The 15,383-nt window shown below is 64.2% G+C and carries 13 protein-coding genes; 3 read left to right on the forward strand and 10 right to left on the reverse strand.

What is annotated here, in order from left to right; translation table 11 throughout:
* Window positions 1-6: 6 nt before the first annotated feature.
* The 3 genes from CQ017_RS01315 to CQ017_RS01325 form a co-directional block, all read right to left on the reverse strand.
* The gene (locus tag CQ017_RS01315; protein WP_105552165.1) at window positions 7-378 is read right to left on the reverse strand and encodes a DUF948 domain-containing protein; all 372 of its coding nucleotides are present in this window, start codon (window positions 376-378) and stop codon (window positions 7-9) included.
* A 124-nt stretch (window positions 379-502) separates the two neighbouring features.
* Entirely contained in the window at window positions 503-1,126 is a 624-nt protein-coding gene (rpsD, locus tag CQ017_RS01320; RefSeq protein ID WP_096284810.1) for a 30S ribosomal protein S4, read from the reverse strand.
* 190 nt (window positions 1,127-1,316) lie between these two features.
* Entirely contained in the window at window positions 1,317-2,690 is a 1,374-nt protein-coding gene (locus tag CQ017_RS01325) for a replication-associated recombination protein A (RefSeq protein WP_258133448.1), read from the reverse strand.
* A gap of 45 nt (window positions 2,691-2,735) precedes the next feature.
* Here CQ017_RS01325 and dtd point away from each other — a divergent pair, with 45 nt between their 5' ends.
* Window positions 2,736-3,173, forward strand: a complete 438-nt coding sequence (dtd, locus tag CQ017_RS01330; RefSeq protein WP_105552166.1) for a D-aminoacyl-tRNA deacylase — start codon at window positions 2,736-2,738, stop codon at window positions 3,171-3,173.
* On the opposite strand, the gene CQ017_RS01335 is transcribed toward dtd, so the two are convergent.
* From CQ017_RS01335 to hisS, 4 genes are all read right to left on the reverse strand, one after another.
* Window positions 3,170-3,493: a PadR family transcriptional regulator gene (locus tag CQ017_RS01335; protein ID WP_105552167.1), complete on the reverse strand. Its 324-nt coding sequence runs from the start codon at window positions 3,491-3,493 to the stop codon at window positions 3,170-3,172. The genes dtd and CQ017_RS01335 overlap by 4 nt on opposite strands.
* Window positions 3,486-4,604: a hypothetical protein gene (locus tag CQ017_RS01340; RefSeq protein WP_105552168.1), complete on the reverse strand. Its 1,119-nt coding sequence runs from the start codon at window positions 4,602-4,604 to the stop codon at window positions 3,486-3,488. The genes CQ017_RS01335 and CQ017_RS01340 overlap by 8 nt, the downstream gene beginning before the upstream one ends.
* A 172-nt stretch (window positions 4,605-4,776) precedes the next feature.
* Entirely contained in the window at window positions 4,777-6,573 is a 1,797-nt protein-coding gene (aspS, locus tag CQ017_RS01345) for an aspartate--tRNA ligase (protein WP_105552169.1), read from the reverse strand.
* 72 nt (window positions 6,574-6,645) lie between these two features.
* Window positions 6,646-7,971 carry a histidine--tRNA ligase gene (gene hisS / locus CQ017_RS01350; protein WP_105552170.1) on the reverse strand — a complete coding sequence of 442 codons (1,326 nt, stop codon included), beginning with the start codon at window positions 7,969-7,971 and terminating at the stop codon, window positions 6,646-6,648.
* A 143-nt stretch (window positions 7,972-8,114) separates the two neighbouring features.
* On the opposite strand from hisS, the gene CQ017_RS01355 reads away from it, so the two are divergent.
* Both CQ017_RS01355 and CQ017_RS01360 read left to right on the forward strand, forming a co-directional pair.
* Window positions 8,115-9,473 carry a DUF349 domain-containing protein gene (locus tag CQ017_RS01355; protein WP_105552171.1) on the forward strand — a complete coding sequence of 453 codons (1,359 nt, stop codon included), beginning with the start codon at window positions 8,115-8,117 and terminating at the stop codon, window positions 9,471-9,473.
* A 58-nt stretch (window positions 9,474-9,531) separates the two neighbouring features.
* Window positions 9,532-10,137: a hypothetical protein gene (locus CQ017_RS01360; protein ID WP_146112400.1), complete on the forward strand. Its 606-nt coding sequence runs from the start codon at window positions 9,532-9,534 to the stop codon at window positions 10,135-10,137.
* A gap of 57 nt (window positions 10,138-10,194) precedes the next feature.
* Here the strand turns inward: CQ017_RS01360 and CQ017_RS01365 are convergent, their stop codons facing one another.
* From CQ017_RS01365 to secD, 3 genes are all read right to left on the reverse strand, one after another.
* Window positions 10,195-12,462, reverse strand: coding sequence for a bifunctional (p)ppGpp synthetase/guanosine-3',5'-bis(diphosphate) 3'-pyrophosphohydrolase (locus CQ017_RS01365; protein WP_105552491.1), 2,268 nt, complete (start codon window positions 12,460-12,462; stop codon window positions 10,195-10,197).
* Window positions 12,463-12,684: 222 nt separating this feature from the next.
* A complete protein-coding gene (gene secF, locus CQ017_RS01370) occupies window positions 12,685-13,659 on the reverse strand; it encodes a protein translocase subunit SecF (RefSeq protein WP_105552173.1) in 975 nt (324 codons plus the stop codon).
* A complete protein-coding gene (secD, locus tag CQ017_RS01375; protein ID WP_105552174.1) occupies window positions 13,652-15,349 on the reverse strand; it encodes a protein translocase subunit SecD in 1,698 nt (565 codons plus the stop codon). The genes secF and secD overlap by 8 nt, the downstream gene beginning before the upstream one ends.
* Window positions 15,350-15,383: the final 34 nt, after the last annotated feature.

Raw genomic sequence — 15,383 nt, forward strand, 5'->3', positions numbered from 1 at the left:
TCTCCCCTAACGGCTGCGGCGGCCCTTGCCGCTGGTGTTCGCATTGATCGCTGCCTGCACACCCGAGGTGAATGCGGCGATCTTGATCAGTGGCTTGCCCACGGTGGCTGCCACCAAGGAGGACAGCGCGGAGACGTTGGCGCTCGCATCGGAGACGTTCGAGGTGATCGCGTCGACCTTCTTGAGCTGGTCATTGGTCGTGGCGACGGTATTGGCAACCTCGCCAATCAGCGGGGTCGTCCCGTCCGAGAGGTCCTTGATCGAGTTGCGAAGCTCATCAAACACCTTGCCCAACTTGATGATCGGCACCGCCAACAGTGCCACCAGGATGGCAAAGACGCCGGCTGCGATGAGCCCTGCAATATCCGAACCCGACATGTGCTTCCTCTTCTGCTTTGGGTGTTTGCTGCCAGTCCAGCTTAGCGAACCGCGAGCTGATATAGGTAGTTAAGCCAATGGCCCGCAACCGAGTCGGTTGCGGGCCATTGAACACGCGCTAGATTTAGCGTGCGTAGTACTCGACCACGAGGTTCTCTTCGCAGGTCACTGGGATCTCTGCACGCTCAGGAGCGCGCAGGTAGGTAGCCTGCAAGGCTTCCAGCTTCACGTCCAGGTAAGCAGGAGCTGCTGGCAGCACCTGTGAGTGCTCACCTGCTGCTGCCATCTGGAATGGAACCATCTTCTCGCTGCGTTCGTGCACGTGGATCAGCTGACCCGGCTGCACCTTGAACGATGGGCGGTCCACGCGCTGGCCGTTAACCAGGATGTGGCGGTGCACAACCAGCTGACGGGCCTGCTGGATGGTGCGGGCGAAGCCTGCACGCAGCACCAGGGCATCCAGGCGGGACTCGAGCAGTGCCAACAGGTTGTCACCGGTCTGGCCGCCGAGGCGCTTGGCTTCCTTGAATGCGTTCAGCATCTGAACTTCGCGGATGCCGTACTGGGCACGCAAACGCTGCTTTTCGCGCAGACGAACCGCGTAATCGCTGTCCTGCTTCTTGCGGGCACGGCCATGCTGGCCGGGACCGTAGGGACGACGCTCCATGTACTTTTCAGCTTTTGGAGTCAGGGCAAGGCCGAGTGCGCGCGAGAGGCGCACGGTACGGCGGGCACGGGCGTTAGCCATATGTGTGTCCTTTTCGATTTAGCGACGGGATCTACTGGCCTCCGGGACGGAGAGTGTTGGGGCGTCGCGGCCCTCGACCACTGCAACCTCGCCTCCCGAACGATGACTCGCACGGGCGGCATGGCTTGCCAGCCAAAGATCAAGTCTACACGATGCACCCCGGCCAGCAGGTGAGCTGTAACGAAGCTCGCTAACGTTTCTTCTTGTCCTTGCGCCGAATGATCTCGCGCAGCCGCGCCAGCCGATCGCTCAGCGAGCGTTCGGTCCCATTGGCGTTGGGGCGGTAGTAGTCGGTGCCGATCAGGTCATCGGGCAGGTACTGCTGGCTGGCGATCGAATGCGGGGCATCGTGGGAGTAGATGTAGCCCACCCCATGGCCCAGCGCCTTGGCCCCCGGGTAGTGCGCGTCGCGCAGATGGTCCGGGACCAGCGCGCCCTTGCCGGCGGCCACGTCGGCCAACGCCTCGTTGATCGCGTTATAGGCGGCGTTGGACTTCGGCGCCGTGGCCAGGTGCACGGTGGCGTGCCCGAGCATGATCCGCGCCTCCGGCATCCCGGTCAGCGCCACCGACTGCGCGGCGGCCACCGCCAGCGGCAGCGCGGTGGGATCGGCCATGCCGATATCCTCCGAGGCGCTGATCATCAGCCGGCGGGCGATGAACCGCGGGTCCTCCCCGGCCGAAAGCATGCGCGCCAGATAGTGCAGGGCCGCATCCACATCCGAGCCGCGGATCGACTTGATGAACGCGGAGATGATGTCGTAGTGCTGGTCCCCGTCCTTGTCGTAGCGCTGCACCGCCTGGTCCATGGCCAGCTGCACATGCTCGTCCGCAATTTGTATCGGCGGCTGCGCCGCGGTACCGGCGGCGTTCCAGGCCACCGCGCCGGCGGCCTCCAGCACGGTGAGCGAACGGCGGGCATCGCCCTGGGCCAGGCGCACGATCGCGTCGCGCTGCTCGGCCGGCAGGATCACCTGCGCATCGAAGCCGCGCTCATCGTCAACCGCCCGCTCCAGCAGCTCCGCCACATCCACGTCGGTCAGCGGGCGCAGGGTCAGCAGCAGCGAGCGCGAGAGCAGCGGCGAGATCACCGAGAAGGACGGGTTTTCGGTGGTGGCCGCGACGAGCACCACCACCCGGTTCTCCACCCCGGGCAGCAGCGCATCCTGCTGGGCCTTGTTGAAGCGGTGGATCTCGTCGAGGAACAGCACCGTGGTCATCCCGCGCAGGTCGCGGTCGTCCTTGGCCTGGTCGATCACCCGGCGCACATCCTTCACCCCGGCGGTGATCGCCGAGAGCTCGACGAACTTGCGGTCCGTGGCGCGGGCGATCACATGCGCGATGGTGGTCTTGCCGATGCCCGGCGGGCCGTAGAGAATCACGCTGGCCGGGCCGGCCAACCCGGTTTCCGGGTGCTCGGCGAGCTGCCGCAGCGGGGAACCGGGGCCCAGCAGGTGCTGCTGGCCGACCAGCTCATCGAGCGTCTTGGGGCGCATGCGCACCGCCAACGGCGGGCGCGGGCGCTTGATCGAACCGTCGTCCAGGGCATCCAGCAAATCGTTCACTCCCCCAGCCTACCGATACTCTGGTAGCTGCGAAGAAAGGATCACATGCGCGCAGTATTACAACGAGCCAGCCGGGCCAGCGTCGAAGTCGACGGTTCGATCGTCGGGCAGCTACCTGGCCCGGGACTCGTGGTGCTCTTGGGCATCACGCACGAGGATAACGAGGCTGCCGCCCGCAAGGTGGCGCAGAAGATCTACGGGCTGCGCATCTTGGAGGATGAAGCAAGCTGCGAATCGCTTGGCGCTCCATTGCTGGTGATCAGCCAGTTCACGCTCTACGCCTCGGTGCGCAAGGGACGGCGCCCCTCCTGGTCGGCGGCGGCGCCCGGCGCGCACAGCGAACCGCTCTACGAATACTTCGTGGACTATCTGCGTGAGCTCGGCGCCCGCGTGGAGACCGGGGTGTTCGGCGCGATGATGGAGGTCAACCTCACAAATTCCGGCCCGTTCACGGTGATCGTGGATTCGGCAGAGCTGGCCTAGCGGCCCGTGCCCCGGACCAAGTGCACGAGCCGGTCGAAGCTGGCGCGCTGTGCCTGCAGTTCGGAGCGGCCGGCGGCGGAGAGCTCGTAGACTTTTCGCCCCGGTCCGCCTTGGCCTTCCTGCCACCGTGTTCCGAGCAATCCGGAGGCTTCCAGCTTGGCCAGTGCGGGATAGAGCGTCGCGCCCTTGATCGGCCCGAATCCGCGTTCCTGCAAGGATTTGGACAGCGCATAGCCATGCGCTTGGCCGCCGGACAGCTCGGCAAGCAATAGCATCGGCAGCATCGCGCGCTGCCAGGAGCCGGGAAATTCGCTACTCATCGCGGCCTTCCTGCAGCGCCTGGGCATGCGCCCGGCGTTCGGCAAGCTTGGCTTGCACGTAGTCCGCCCGATCGGCGCGGCGCAGCTGGTAGAGCGAGATGCCGATGAACACCATGAATGCTATCGCGATGAAAATATTCCAACCGCTGATCCCTGCTTCCAGCAGCTCCGGAATGAGACTGATGCCATAGACGAATGCGACGGCCAGCGGCAGCAGGCGACGGAGCAGCCAGCGCCGCTTGAGCGCACTTTCGGTGTTCACCGCTAGCCCGATGGCAAAGGTGCTGGGTGACCCGAATTCTTCGAGCATGTCCACGCTGTTGCCTGCCGCACCGAGATCGGAACTATGCTGGCGTGCCGCGGCCAGTGCCTCCCGGGCTTCCTTCGCGTTCATTCCGTAGCGGCCACGCAGCAATCGCGCTACCTCGTCGAACCAGAGGCTCGGATCAAGGGCTTCCGCCGTGCCGGTCGAGGGTTTTTCCTCATCCCTGGTGAAGGGCAGGAACCAGGAGCCGAGCGCTGCCGCCGCCCCAAGGAGCGGCGCCAGCCAATTTGGCACCGGCAGGTGGCCTTCGCCGCCAAGGACGGCGATCCCGATAGCCGCGGCGATGCTTGCCAGGCACCCGGAAATACCGATCAGCCAGGAAGCTTCGAAACGCCCCTTCAAGCGGTAGAACCACCAAAGGTGGGCCGAAGCGGCAATGCCAACCCCTCCGGCCAGGGCCGCCAGCTGCCAGTAGTGCCATGAATAATTCGCCCATCCGTCGCGGAAGCCAATCCATAGGCCGAAGCCCACGCAGATCAGCCCGGCCAGCATGCCAACGACGGTCAGTAGCGCGGTGCCGGTCTGCACCGTGAGCTCTGCGTTGGCCCGCTGCTGGGGCGTAAGCATTGCTTGGGCACGTTGCACGCCGTATTTCCACGGATCGCCAAACAGTTCGTCGGCACCGGTACCGCTATCGTGCACGGCAGCAAGCTGATTGCGCAGCTCGTTGCGGCATTGCTCGTTGGAGAGGTCGTTCCAAGCGATGGAAACCAGGAAAGTTTGGACCCATGAGCGGTCTGCTTCTGGGTACTCTTCGATGACTCCGCTGGGAGATTCCGGGGGCATTGGCTGCTCCGAACTGCCTTCAGATAACTAGGTCAAAATTCAACCTAGTTCAAAAATTATCCCGTGTCCAATGACGTTGCGGCTGTTCGAAAACAAGAAAGGAGCAGGATGAAACGAATAAACGTTTCATCCTGCTCCTTGCGGTTAGCGGCCGCGAACTTGAGCTATGAACCTATTTAGCGGCTTCGGCCACCGGGGCCTCGGCCTTCTTCTTCTCCGGCTTGAAGTCGATGCCGGCTTCCTTGCGCTGCGCCGGGGTGATCGGCGCAGGAGCGGCAGTCAGCGGATCGAAACCGCCACCGGTCTTCGGGAAGGCGATGACGTCGCGGATCGACTCGGAACCGGTGAGCAGCTGCAGCACGCGGTCCCAGCCCAGGGCGATGCCGCCATGCGGTGGGGCGCCGAACTTGAAGCCCTCCAGCAGGAAGCCGAACTGGGTCTGCGCCTGCTCGTCGGACACGCCCATCAGCTTGAAGACACGTTCCTGCACGTCGCGCTGGTGGATACGGATCGAACCGCCGCCGATTTCGTTGCCGTTGCAGACGATGTCGTAGGCGTAGGACAAGGCCGAGCCCGGATCCGTATCGAAGGTGTCCATGAACTCTGGCTTCGGGCTGGTGAAGGCGTGGTGCACTGCGGTCCAGGCGCCGGCGCCCACCGCCACGTCGCCGGAAGCGACGGCCGCGGAGGCTGGCTCGAACATCGGCGCATCAACGATCCACACAAACGCCCAGTCGCCGTCCTTGATCAACCCGGTGCGGTGCCCGATCTCCACGCGCACCGCACCGAGCAGCGCCCGGGACTCGGCCTTGTCGCCGGCGGAGAAGAAGATGCAGTCACCGGGCTTCGCGCCGGTGGCCTCGGCCAGTCCGGCCTTCTCCTCATCGGAGAGGTTCTTCGCCACCGGGCCGGCCAGCTCGCCGTCTTCCTTCAGCAGCACGTAGGCAAGTCCCTTCGCGCCGCGCTGCTTGGCGAATTCCTGCCAGGCATCCAGGGTGCGGCGCGGCTGCGCGGCGCCACCTGGCATGACCACGGAGCCGACGTAGGCGGACTGGAACACCTTGAAGGAAGTGTTCGCGAAGTACTCGGTCATCTCGGTCAGTTCCAGGCCGAAGCGCAGATCCGGCTTGTCCGAACCGTAGTTGGACATCGCGTCGGCGTAGGTCATGCGGCGGATCGGGGTCGGGATCTCAACGTCGATCAACGACCAGATTTCCTTGACCAGCTTCTCGCCGAGCTCGATGATGTCATCTTCCTCGACGAAGGAAGCCTCGATATCCAGCTGGGTGAATTCCGGCTGGCGGTCCGCACGGAAGTCCTCATCGCGGTAGCAGCGCGCGATCTGGTAGTACTTCTCGAAGCCGCCGACCTGCAAGAGCTGCTTGAACAGCTGCGGGGACTGCGGCAGCGCGTACCAGGCGCCCGGGCTCAGGCGGGCGGGCACGACGAAGTCGCGGGCGCCTTCCGGAGTGGAGCGGGTCAGCGTCGGGGTTTCGATCTCGACGAAGCCCTCGTCGTGCAGCAGGTTGCGCGCGGCACGGTTGACCTCGGAGCGCAGACGTAGGTTGCGCGACGGGGTCGGACGGCGCAAATCCAGGTAGCGGTGGCGCAGCCGCGCCTCCTCGCCGACCTCGACGTGCTCATCGATCTGGAAAGGCAGCGCCGCGGCGGTGTTCAGCACGATGACCTCATCGGCAATCACCTCGATCTCACCGCTTGGCAGGTTCGGGTTCTCGTTGCCTTCCGGGCGACGCTCAACCTTGCCCTTGACCTGCAGCACGAATTCATTGCGCAGCGGGTGGAAGTCCTCTTCGTCGCGCACCACGATCTGGGCGAAGCCGGAGGCGTCGCGCAAATCGAGGAACGCCACACCACCGTGGTCGCGTCGACGCGCGACCCAACCGGTGAGGGTGACCTGCTGTCCAATGTGCTCGGCGCGGAGTTCGCCCAGCTGATGAGTGCGTAGCACTACGATCCTTTCGGTCGGTTGAGACGTGAAATCTCTTCAGTTCTTCTCGATGACGAGTTTAGTGCACCGTTGCTAGTTGACGGTGTTGTGCAGATCCTCGGCCGGCGGCGTCCAGCTGGCGGCATCCGCGCTGAGCTGCTCGCCGGAGCGGATGTCCTTCACCTCGTGGGTGCCGTCCTCCTGGGTGAACCAGACGAACGGAATCCCGCGGCGGTCAGCGTACTTGATCTGCTTGCCGAACTTCTCGGCGCTGGAGGCGACCTCGCAGGCAATGCCGCGGGCACGCAGCGCGGAGGCGACGTCTTGGGCCTGGTGCCAGGAATCGGCGTTGGCCAAGGTGACATATACCACCGAGGGCACGGCGCGCGCGGCGCTCGCCAGCTCCTCGGCGAGGATGCGCGAGATCAGCCGGGTGACGCCGATGGACAGGCCCACCCCCGGGTAGTTCTTCTTGCCCTTCGAGGCCAGCGACTCGTAGCGTCCGCCGGAGCAGATCGAACCGAGGGACTCGTGCCCGACGAGCACCGTCTCATAGACGGTGCCGGTGTAGTAGTCCAGCCCGCGGGCGATGGACAGATCCGCCATCACCTTGCCCGGGGCACGCTTCGAGGCGGCGTCGATGACCTGGGCGAGCTCATCGAGCCCGGTGTCCAGCAATTCGTGCTCCACGCCCAGCGCGCGCACCTGGGCGACGAAGCCGGTGTCCAGGGTGCGGATCGCCGCCAGCGCCAGCGCGGCACGGGCCTGCTCTTCGCTGGCCCCGACCTCGGTGACCAGGATCTTCGCGACGCCGTCTTCGCCGATCTTCTCCAGCTTGTCGATGGCGCGCAGCACCGCGTCCGGGTCTGCCAGGCCCAGCCCGCGGTAGAAGCCCTCGGCCAGCTTCCGGTTGTTCACGCGCAGCCGGAAGTCGCCGATGGGCAAGGCGGAGAGCGCGTCCGCAATGGTCAGCGCGAGCTCCACATCGTAGCTGAAGGGCAAGCTGCCCTCGCCGACGACGTCGATATCCGCCTGGGTGAATTCGCGGAAGCGCCCATCCTGCGGGCGCTCGCCGCGCCAGACCTTCTGCATCTGGTAGCGGCGGAACGGGAAGGCCAGGTGCCCGGCGTTTTCCACCACGTAGCGGGCGAAGGGCACGGTCAGATCGAAGTGCAGCGCCAGCGCGTTGGGGTCGTTCTTGTCCTCGGCTTCGGCGGCCAGCCGGGAAAGCCCGTAGACTTCCTTGTCGATTTCGCCCTTGCGCAGCAGCTGCCCGCGGGTTTCCACCGCGCGCGTTTCGATATTGGCGAAGCCATGGAGTTCGAAGGTGCGACGCAAGGTGTCCAGCACATGCTGTTCGACGGCCCGCTCGGCCGGAAGCCATTCGGGGAAACCTGATAATGAGGCCTTGCGTGCCATGAAACTCCTTAGTACAAAATGGTTGCCCATCTATCCTACGACGCAACACATTGGAATACTGTGCACGTCGGCTTACTAAGAAACGGAGGTCACAGGTAGAGTTACCTCTAGCAAGCGAACAGTAAAGCGAAAGAGTTTCAGCGGTGACCACCAGTCAGAAATCCGACGACAGCCCGAACATCCCCTTGCCACAGGCCCATAAGCCAGTGGCAAAGCCGGTAGTGGCTCAGCCCGTCGACCACAGCACTCCCCTCGAAGAAGCGGCCAAATTTGCCCGTGTGACCGACGATGGCCACGTGTTTGTCATCATCGACGGCACCGAGCACCCGGTCGGGCAGTACCCGGACGCCAGCGAAGAAGAGGCCTTGGCCTACTTCGTGCGCAAGTACGATGACGTCGTCTCGCAGCTGATGCTGCTCGAACAGCGCGTCGCGGCCAAGGCGCCCAGCGGCGACATGCCCAAAACCCTCGACACCCTCGCAGCGACCGTGGCCGAACGCCACCTGGTCGGCGACATCCGCGCCATCGAGGCCCGCATCGAGTCTTTGCGCGGTGCGGTGAGCACCCTGGCCGCCGCGCAGCGCCAGGCAAATGAGGCCGCTCGCGCCGAGCAGCTCAAGGTCCGCGAAGGACTCGTCGAGCAGGCCGAGGCACTGGCCGGGAAGCGTCCCGAGCAGATCCAGTGGAAGACCGCGTCCTCCGAGATGAACGAGCTGTTCGACACGTGGAAGGAAACCCAGCGTTCCTCCGTGCGGTTGCCGCGCGCCACCGAAGATGCCCTGTGGAAGCGTTTCCGCGCCGCCCGCACCACCTTCGACCGGCACCGCCGCGCCTACTTCTCCCAGCTGGACGCGACCAACGCGCAGGCCAAAACCGTTAAGGAAGAGCTGATCGCGCGCGCCGAGGCGCTCGCGAGCTCCACCGACTGGGCGGGAACCGCCGCCGAGTACCGCAAGCTGATGGACGAGTGGAAGAAGTCCCGCCGCGCCTCGCGCAAGGACGACGACGCGCTCTGGAGCCGCTTCCGAGCCGCACAGGATGTGTTCTTCCAGGCCCGCGCCGCCGAAAACGCGAAGGTCGACGCCGAATACGCGCAGAACCTCGTGGTGAAGGAGGCCCTGCTCGAAGAGGCCCGCGCGCTGCTGCCGGTGAAGGATCTGGCCATCACCAAGCAGAAGCTCGACGTCATCCGCGGCCGCTGGGAAGAGGCAGGCAAGGTTCCGCGCGCGGATCTGCAGCGTGTCGAATCGGCGCTGCGCCAGGTCGAAGAGGGCGTCAAGGGCGCCGAAGACGAGCAGTGGCGCCGTTCCAACCCGGAGACCAAGGCCCGCTCGAATTCGATGCTCACCCAGCTGCAGGAGACCATCGCGGCTCTCGAAGCGGATCTTGAAGCGGCGAAGAAGCAGGGCAATGCCAAGCGCATTGCCAAGGCCCAGGAGGCCTTGGACGCCCGCCAGATGTGGTTGAACACCCTGGAGAAGTCGGCAGCCGACCTGGACTAGAATCCACAGTTCGGCAGAACACCCCCTACGCGGCGGCGCTTGCTGGTTCAGTAGCTTCATGGAGAAAGCTACGAGACAGCGCGTCGCCGCGTTGCGTATCCCCGAAGACCTGTTCATCGTCGGCGAACCCTTCACCCGCAATGAGCTCGGCGCCATGGAAACCCATGGGCTGCTGCGCGAATCCATTGGCGGGTGCTTTGTGGAGACCAGGTTCCGTTATGATTCGAGCGCGCGCGCCGCTATCGCCGCGTTCCTCGCCGGCCGCCAACTGGGCAGGACCGACGTGTTCTGCCAGCAGACAGCGGCCTGGATCCATGGGCTGCTGCCCCATGTGAATACGATCTGCATCTCTTCGAATGCCTACCATCGGCCCTACCGCCCCGGAAATTCGCTGAGCTTCGAATTTGTGCAGTTGCCGATCGAGGAGGCTGATCTGGTGAACCGCAAGCGGGTGAAGCTCACCGGATTGCTGCGCACCGTGTGCGATGTGGCCTGCTTCGACCCGTTGCCGATCGCGACGAGCGTGTTCAACCAGATTCAGCGGCTCGAGGATCCGTTCTTGAACCTGGCCGCCGTGGGCGAACGGCTCTCGCGGCTCGATTCCGCCCCTGCGGTGGAACGCGCGTTGCGGCTGGTGCAGTCCTACCAGGCGCGCGCGGCATAAAGCGAACCCCGGCACCGCTGACGTCGCGTCGCGGTGGCGGGGTTCGCTTTATGCTGCTTACCGGCGGCTGCCGGCGGTGGTGCGGTAGACGTCGTACACGCCATCGATGCGGCGGACCTGGTTGAGCACGTGGCTCAGGAACTTCGGATCGCCCATCTCGAAGGAGAAGCGCGAGATCGCCACGCGTTCGCGGCTGGTCTGCACGCTGGCCGAGAGGATATTCAGGTGGCTTTCGGACAGGATCCGGGTGACATCCGAAAGCAGCTGCTTGCGGTCCAGCGCCTCCACCTGGATTTCGACAACGAACACCCCATGGTGCTTCTCCGCCCAGGCGACCGAAACCAGCCGGTCCGGTTGCTGGGCCAGCTGAGCCAGGTTCAGGCAGTCGGTGCGGTGCACCGAGACGCCGGCACCTCGGGTGACGAAGCCTTCGATGTCATCCGGAGGCACCGGGGTGCAGCAACGGGCCAGCTTAACCAGCACGTCGCCCACGCCCTGGACGATGACGCCCGCGTCGTTGCCCGTGGTGGGCTTGGCGAGGCTCGGAGTGACCGTGGCTTCCTCGTCGACCTGTTCGCCCGCTGGCGGGCCGGTGAGCGCCACCAGATGCTCGATGACGTTCTGCGCACTGGTATGCCCGTCGCCCACTGACTGGTAGAGCGCCGAGATGTCCACGTGGTGCAGGTTCGTGGCCACCGTGGTCAGCAGCTCGTGGGTCATCAGCCGCTGCAGCGGCAGCTGATTGCGGCGCAGCTCCTTGGTGAGCAGCTCCTTGCCCTTTTCGATCGCCTCTTCGCGGCGCTCCTTGCTGAAGTAGGCGCGGATCTTCGCCTTGGCGCGCGGGGACTTCACGAAGTGCTGCCAGTCCTGCGAAGGACCGGCATCCTCGGCCTTGGAGGTGAAGACCTCCACCACGTCGCCCTGCTTCAATTCGGTATGCAGCGGAACGAGCTTGCCATTGACCCGCGAGCCGATGGTGCGGTGGCCGACATCGGTGTGGATGGAGTAGGCGAAGTCGATCGGCGTGGCCCCGACCGGCAGCGACATGATGTCGCCCTTCGGGGTGAACACGTACACCTCGGCGGAGTTGATGGTGTAGCGCAACCCGTCGAGGAATTCCTCGGAGTCGGTGGTGTCTTCCTGCCACTCCATCAACGAGCGCAGCCATTCCATGTTCTTCTCCGCGGAGAGCATCGAATCGCCGCGTTCGCCGTGCTTGTACTGGAAGTGCGCGGCCACTCCGTTTTCGGCGTGCAGATGCATCTCGTGGGTGCGGATCTGGATCTCTACCGGCTTGCCCTCGGGACCCATCACCGTGGTGTGCAGCGACTGGTAGAGGTTCAGCTTCGGCAGCGCGATGTAGTCCTTGAACCGTCCGGGCAGCGGATTCCATTCGGCGTGCACCACGCCCAGCGCCCCGTAGCAGTCCTTCACCGAGTCGACGGTGATGCGCACGCCCATCAGGTCATGGATGTCGTCGAAATCCTTGCCGCGCACGATCATCTTCTGGTAGATCGAGTAGTAGTGCTTCGGGCGCCCGCTCACCGCGGCGTGCACGTTCAGCTCGCCGAGTTTGCTGTTCAGCCGTTCGCGGAGGCTGGCCAGGTACTTTTCGCGCTCCGGGGTGCGGTCCCCCACCATGCGCACGATCTCCTGGTAGACCTTGGGATGCAAGGCGGCGAAGGAGAGGTCTTCCAGCTCCCATTTCACCGCGTTCATGCCCAGGCGATGCGCCAGCGGCGCGAAGATCTCCAGGGTTTCCTTCGCCTTGCGGGAGCTGGACTCCGGGGACACGTAGCGCCAGGTGCGCGCGTTGTGCAGCCGGTCGGCGAGTTTGATCAGCAGCACGCGGATGTCGCGGGACATCGCGACCACCATTTTGCGGACGGTTTCGGCCGGGGCCGCGTCCCCGTAGGTCACCTTGTCGAGCTTGGTGACGCCGTCCACGAGCATCGCGATCTCTTCGGAGAATTCCTTGGTGACCGATTCCAGCGAATAGTCGGTGTCTTCCACGGTGTCGTGCAGCAGCGCCGCGGCGAGGATCGAACCGGTCATCCCCATTTCGGCGAGGATCGTCGCTACGGCCACCGGGTGGGTGATGTAGGGGTCTCCGCTCTTGCGCTTCTGCCCCTCGTGATGCTTCTCGGCCACCTCGTAGGCGTGGATCAGCAGGTCCAGATCCGCCTTGGGATGCTTGGACTTCACCGTGCGCAGCAGCGGCTCCAATGTCGGCGAGGTGCTCGGTGTGCTTCCTCGGCCCGCAAAACGTACTAGGCGTGAGATCGAGCGCCGCTTCGAATTGTTCAGGTTCGGCGTGTTTGCCATGCCTCGCTCCTTCCCACCGTCGCCGGTCATAACGGTGCTAGGTGCCAAGCTCGTGATGCCGGCTCCATGCATTGTTTTAGTTCATTCGTTATAGCACGTTCGCGCGGTGACAACTAATTACGCGAACTTTTCGGCGACGAAAAAGTGCCTCGGATCGGTGGATCCGAGGCACTAGTCGTTCAGCCGATCCGCAGGGAATCTGCGGTGGAAGCGACCGGACGATTAAGCGTCGAGCGCTTCCAGCTTCTGGGTGTGCTTGCGCACGTCCTCGTCGCGGTGGCGCAGCCAGTTGTACAGCGGCGCCTGGACGAACAACGTGGACAAGTTGGAGATGATGATGCCGATGAACAGCGCCAAGGACAGGTCCTTGAGCGTACCGGCACCCAACAGGTAGGAGCCGATGAACAGAATCGACGCCACCGGAAGCACCGCCACCACCGAGGTGTTGATCGAACGCACCAGCGTCTGGTTCACCGCGAGGTTCACCAGCTGCTGGTAGGTGCGCTTCTGCTGCTGGTCATAGTCCTTGGTGTTCTCGCGGACCTTGTCGAAGACCACCACGGTGTCGTAGAGCGAGTAGCTCAGAATCGTCAAGAAGCCGATGATCGCGCTGGGCGTGATCTCAAAACCGGAGAGCGAATAGATGCCCGCGGTGATGATGATGACCACGAACAGGCCCCCGATGGCGGCGACCGACATCTTCCAGGTGCGGAAGTACGCGGCCATCAGCAACCCGACGAGCACCACGAAGGCCAGCAGGCCCAGCATCGCCTGGCGTGAGACGTCCTGTCCCCAGGTCGGGCCGATGAAGTTGCTGGTCACCTCGCTGGCATCCACACCATAGGTTTCGGCCAGCTCGCCGGCCACCGTGATGGTCTGGTCGTCGCTGAGCCGTTCGGTCTGCACGCGCATGGTGCCCGGAGCGATATTGGTGACGGTGGCTTCGGCACCGGAGGCGGCGGATTTCACCACCTCCTCACCGAGGCTGATGTCGGTATTCTGCACTCCGGAAACCATGAATTCCGAGCCGCCGCGGAAATCGATGCCCAGGTTGAAGCCACCCTTGGCCACCGGGACCAGGATCGAGGCGATCACCAGGATCGCGGCGATCAGGAACCACAGGCGGTGCTTCTGGGTGAACGGGTAGGACGTTTTCCCGGTGTAGAGCTGGTTGCCCCACTCTGCGAGCTTATTCATTGTTCTCCTCCCGGTTTGCTTCGGCGCGGCGGCGTTCGGCGATGGTCATGCGCTTGGCCGCCTCGCCGCTCGCCTTGGAGTTCTTCTTGCCCCGGTTCGCATCAACGTTCTCGTTGAAGCGGCGGACCTTTCCGGCGCCGCGGTACAGCGGCACCACGCCGAGCAAGGATGGGTCCAGCCCGGAGAGGCGGTGCCCATCGGCGAAGAACTTCGTGCGCGCCAGCAGCATCAGCGTCGGGTGGGTCAAACCGTAGACGACGACGAGGTCGATGATTGCGGTCAGGCCCAGCGTGAAGGCGAAGCCTCGCACGTTGCCCACCGCCACCACGTAGAGCACGACGGCGGCCAGCACGTTGACCGCCTTGGAGGCCAGGATGGTCTGCTTGGCGCGGGACCAGCCCACGTCCACGGCGCTGGCCAGCGAACGGCCATCGCGCAACTCATCGCGCACACGTTCGAAGTACACGATGAAGGAGTCCGCGATCAAACCGATCGCGACGATCAGACCCGCCACACCGGCCAGCGACAGGCGATAATTCATCGCCCAGCCAAGCAGCACGATCGCCAGATAGGTGAGCACGCCGGAAACCAGCAGCGACAAGATCGTCACCAGGCCCAGTGCGCGGTATTGGAAGAGCGAGTAGATGAACACCAGGACCAGGCCGATGACGCCGGCGATGAGGCCGGCCTTGAGCTGGTCGCTACCGAGGGTGGCGGAAACCTGCTGCTCGGACTGGATCTCGAAGCTGATCGGCAGTGCGCCGTACTTCAGCTGCTGAGCCAGCGCCTGGGAGGATTCTTCGGTGAAGCCGCCGGAAATCTGCGGGCGGCCATCGGAGATCACCGCGTTGGTGGTCGGAGCGGAGATCACCGTTCCATCGAGCACGATCGCGAACTGGTTCTGCGAACCCTGCAATGCAATCAGGCGCTGGGTGGTTTCCGCGAAGGTTTCGGCACCCTGCTTGTTGAACTCGATGACCACGACCCATTCGCCGGTGACCGCACCCTGCACGCCGCGCGCCAGATTGGCGTAGGCATCGGAAATCTGGTCACCCGGAATTTCCTGCGGGCCGAGGATGTACTTCACACCCTGGCGCGGGTCGCAGGAGATCGTGGGCTTAGTAGGATCCTGCTCGGTGGTTTCACGCTCCGCGAGCACCGTGGGGCAGTCATAGGCTTCGAACTCTTTGTAGATCTCTTTGCTGATCCAGTTGGTGTCCGAAGGGTTCTCCGGCTCGCCATTGGGTTCTGGCACGTCCGCCTCGGCGGTGCGCTGCTCCTCGGGCGTAGCCTCGAAGGAACCGGTGATCAACACCGGGCGGAATTCCATATTGGCCGAAGCCTGGATCAGCTCGCGGGTTTCGGCGTCCGGGGTACCGGGCATCGAAACGACGACGTTGCGCCCGGACTGGGTGGTGATTTCCGTTTCGGAGACACCCGAGCCGGCTACACGCTGGCGGATGATCTCCACCGCCTGGTCCAGCTGCTCCTGGCTGATGCTTTCATCCCCCTTGACCTGCGGGGCCAGGATCATCTGGGTGCCGCCTTCAAGGTCTAGCGCAAGCTTCGGGGCGGCACTGGTCTGGCCCGTCGATACACCAGCAACTAGGACTCCGGTTGCGATGATGAAGACGACCAGTAACCACAGCAACGCCTTGCGTGCCTGTTTTACAGGTCCAATTGATGACATCTATTGTGCTTTCTTGAACTGGTGGCGTGATGGT

It is taken from the genome of Arthrobacter sp. MYb224, assembly GCF_002975455.1.
Taxonomy (GTDB): domain Bacteria; phylum Actinomycetota; class Actinomycetes; order Actinomycetales; family Micrococcaceae; genus Glutamicibacter.

What these genes read in the sequence shown, in the direction of transcription:
- CQ017_RS01315 (WP_105552165.1), bottom strand. Translation starts at nt 378, where the DNA reads ATGTCGGGTTCGGATATTGCAGGGCTCATCGCAGCCGGCGTCTTTGCC.
- rpsD (WP_096284810.1), bottom strand. Translation starts at nt 1,126, where the DNA reads ATGGCTAACGCCCGTGCCCGCCGTACCGTGCGCCTCTCGCGCGCACTC.
- dtd (WP_105552166.1), top strand. Translation starts at nt 2,736, where the DNA reads ATGCGCGCAGTATTACAACGAGCCAGCCGGGCCAGCGTCGAAGTCGAC.
- CQ017_RS01335 (WP_105552167.1), bottom strand. Translation starts at nt 3,493, where the DNA reads ATGAGTAGCGAATTTCCCGGCTCCTGGCAGCGCGCGATGCTGCCGATG.
- CQ017_RS01340 (WP_105552168.1), bottom strand. Translation starts at nt 4,604, where the DNA reads ATGCCCCCGGAATCTCCCAGCGGAGTCATCGAAGAGTACCCAGAAGCA.
- hisS (WP_105552170.1), bottom strand. Translation starts at nt 7,971, where the DNA reads ATGGCACGCAAGGCCTCATTATCAGGTTTCCCCGAATGGCTTCCGGCC.
- CQ017_RS01360 (WP_146112400.1), top strand. Translation starts at nt 9,532, where the DNA reads ATGGAGAAAGCTACGAGACAGCGCGTCGCCGCGTTGCGTATCCCCGAA.
- CQ017_RS01365 (WP_105552491.1), bottom strand. Translation starts at nt 12,462, where the DNA reads ATGGCAAACACGCCGAACCTGAACAATTCGAAGCGGCGCTCGATCTCA.
- secF (WP_105552173.1), bottom strand. Translation starts at nt 13,659, where the DNA reads ATGAATAAGCTCGCAGAGTGGGGCAACCAGCTCTACACCGGGAAAACG.
- secD (WP_105552174.1), bottom strand. Translation starts at nt 15,349, where the DNA reads ATGTCATCAATTGGACCTGTAAAACAGGCACGCAAGGCGTTGCTGTGG.